The following is a 2,579-nucleotide window of genomic DNA, read 5'->3' on the forward strand; positions in this document are numbered from 1 at the left end:
TGAACAAGGAGAAGAGTGTGGGGAGAGGGGGTAGTGTGGGGAGACAGGGGAGAGCACAAGAGTGTGGGGACAGGGAGGAGAGGGAAGAATTAGTTTGAGATTAATTTGGTATCTTTAAATACTTTTTTTCTAATGGTCTTGATGCATATCCTCATCTGACTCCCCATTTCCCCATCTCCCCATTTCCCCATCTCCCCATCTCCCCATCTCCCCATCTCCCCACACTTCCCTCCCTTTCCCTACTCCCTACTCCCTTTGCTATTACTCCGTTTATGAGCTAGCTCAAGGACAGGGCTAACTTTTTCTGTCACAGTAAAAGTAGCAACGAGTTCAGAGATATTTACCAATCTTAGAAGTTTCTAAATTTGAGATGAGGAAAGGATAATGGTTAATGCGATCGCTACAGCAAACACATCGTTTAGCACTCCCCTACAAAAATTAGCTGACTATCCAGATACAGGGATGATTAGCAAAGTTTTGCTCAAGGATAACAATTGCCAATACACCCTATTGTGTTTGGCAAAAGGTACAGCAATTGAGGAGCATACTTCACCTCGTAATGCCGCAATCACGGTAATTGAAGGGAAAGGAATTCTGACCTTAGACCAGAAAGAGATTACCTTAGAACCAGGAGTCTTTATCTTTATACCGGCTTTTGCACCTCATAAGTTACAAGCCCAAGAGAATCTGAAATTTTTGCTAACCCTCTCCGAAAAGCCCAAACCGGTGAATCAGGTGAGCCAAGAAACTATAGATATCATCAAGTCCACAGCTCCCCTGCTCAAAAAGAATGGTAAGCAAATTACTACTCGGATGTATGAAATCATGTTTCACAACCATCCAGAGGTAAAAGCACAGTTTGATATGTCAGCTCAAGCCAATGGTTCTCAACCAGCTAAGTTAGCGACAGCAGTCTATAGTTATGCTACCAAAATTGATAATATGGAGGCTTTAAAATCCATGGTTGAGGTGATTGCTCATCGTCATGTAAAAACCCATGTTAAACCAGAACAATATCCCATTGTGGGAGAGAGTCTACTACAAGCGATGAAGGATGTGTTGCATGAAGCGGCGACAGAGGAAGTGATAGCAGCTTGGACAGAAGCTTATCAGATATTAGCTGATGTTTTTATTAACCGAGAACATCAAATCTATCAATCATTATAGCAATCTAGGAGTAGGGAGTAGGGAGTAGGGAGTAGGGAGTCGGGAGTCGGGAGTCGGGAACAGCGATGCATCGCTTCTGCCTTCTGCCTTCTGCCTTCTGCCTTGCTGTTGTGCATTTTAAATGCACAACAACTTAGTTTAAATTACCAGCAGTCAAAACTTGCTCAACGGTTAACATCAGCTCAGGAAACGTAGGTGATGTTAACCGTTGATTTCCAGTTAACACTGTTTCCTGATATAACCCTTCCTCTAACACCAGCAGTGAAACCTTTTTCTTCGGGGGGTCAACAATCCAATATTCAATGATTCCCAAGGCAGCATACTCTGAACGTTTGTAACGATAATCTCGCTTAACAGAATCAGGACTCACCACCTCTACTGCTAATAATGGAGGAGTATCACATACTGCTGAGTGATCTAGCAATGCCATTACCTGATCTTTGGTTACCACATAGACATCACTTAGCCGTGACTTGCGCCATCCTGTCCGAATTCTAGCTTCTTTAAAACACAGCCAAGGCAAACCCAAACGATTAATTTCTGCTTCCAATACTTGTTCAATAAACTTAGCAATCAGCAGATGCCTAAAGGTTGGTGGATTCATGATTTCTAACCTCCCATCCACCAATTCATAGCGGTTGTCGGTACCATCATCATAGTTGAGGTATTCTTCAAAGGTGTATAATCCTTCTGTGGTTATAGTTGTCATGTTGAGCAATCCGGGAAAGTTTACATTTGGTAATCTATAGCAAAGGGAACAGGGAGTAGGGAGTAGGGAGTACGGAGTAGGGAGTAGGGAGTAGGGAGTAGGGAATAGGGCATCACAAATTCTCACAATTCAATTAGGATACCTATATATAGGGTTTATAAATAGGTCATGAACAATCTTGCTGATTTTTAAGAACACCAAAAAATCATCCAAGCTCTTTCCTACTGCTCCGAACGCGCCCCGCGTGGCCTACAGTCCCTGCTCCCTCCTCCCTGCTCCCTTTTCCCATCAATCCTATATTCACAACTCAAATACAAACGCTATATATACCAATCCTAATTGAAACCTCAGAGAAATTAGTCCCACCTAAAAAGCAGTAAGGGGGCGGACGGCTATACCCGTTAGGCTAAACCCAACTGCCCACCAGGCAATAGAGATGGCGTTGCTTAATAATGGAATGATTTTAAGAGTTTTGTGGAATGGGCATGTTGGTGGAACGGGCATCTTGCCTGTTCCTTAGATTGTCGGGCATGTTGGTGGAATGGGCATGTTGGTGGAATGGGCATCTTGGTGGAATGGGCATGTTGGTGGAACGGGCATGTTGGTGGAATGGGCATGTTGGTGGAATGGGCATGTTGGTGGAATGGGCATGTTGGTGGAATGGGCATGTTGGTGGAATGGGCATGTTGGTGGAATGGGCATG

4 protein-coding genes are annotated in these 2,579 nt (G+C 43.9%); 2 read left to right on the plus strand and 2 right to left on the minus strand.

Annotation, left to right across the window (positions count from 1 at the left end; all coding sequences use genetic code 11):
• The first annotated feature begins 384 nt into the window (after positions 1 to 384).
• Positions 385 to 1,167, plus strand: a complete 783-nt coding sequence (locus F6K20_RS40305; protein ID WP_008186234.1) for a globin domain-containing protein — start codon at positions 385 to 387, stop codon at positions 1,165 to 1,167.
• On the opposite strand, the gene F6K20_RS33540 is transcribed toward F6K20_RS40305, so the two are convergent.
• Together F6K20_RS33540 and F6K20_RS33545 are read right to left on the minus strand one after the other, a co-directional pair.
• Positions 1,155 to 1,283, minus strand: coding sequence for a hypothetical protein (locus F6K20_RS33540; protein ID WP_287297660.1), 129 nt, complete (start codon positions 1,281 to 1,283; stop codon positions 1,155 to 1,157). The genes F6K20_RS40305 and F6K20_RS33540 overlap by 13 nt on opposite strands.
• 17 nt (positions 1,284 to 1,300) lie before the next feature.
• A complete protein-coding gene (locus F6K20_RS33545) occupies positions 1,301 to 1,876 on the minus strand; it encodes a Uma2 family endonuclease (protein WP_008186235.1) in 576 nt (191 codons plus the stop codon).
• A gap of 479 nt (positions 1,877 to 2,355) precedes the next feature.
• On the opposite strand from F6K20_RS33545, the gene F6K20_RS33550 reads away from it, so the two are divergent.
• Positions 2,356 to 2,579 (plus strand): hypothetical protein (locus F6K20_RS33550; RefSeq protein ID WP_287297661.1); only part of this gene is annotated, 224 nt, incomplete at its 3' end.

The organism is Moorena sp. SIO2C4, assembly GCF_010672485.1.
Taxonomy (GTDB): domain Bacteria; phylum Cyanobacteriota; class Cyanobacteriia; order Cyanobacteriales; family Coleofasciculaceae; genus Moorena; species Moorena producens.

Bases quoted from the DNA above. Each gene is read 5' to 3' on its own strand.
- F6K20_RS33540 (WP_287297660.1), bottom strand. From the start codon at position 1,283: ATGCACAACAGCAAGGCAGAAGGCAGAAGGCAGAAGGCAGAAGCGATG.
- F6K20_RS40305 (WP_008186234.1), top strand. From the start codon at position 385: ATGGTTAATGCGATCGCTACAGCAAACACATCGTTTAGCACTCCCCTA.
- F6K20_RS33545 (WP_008186235.1), bottom strand. From the start codon at position 1,876: ATGACAACTATAACCACAGAAGGATTATACACCTTTGAAGAATACCTC.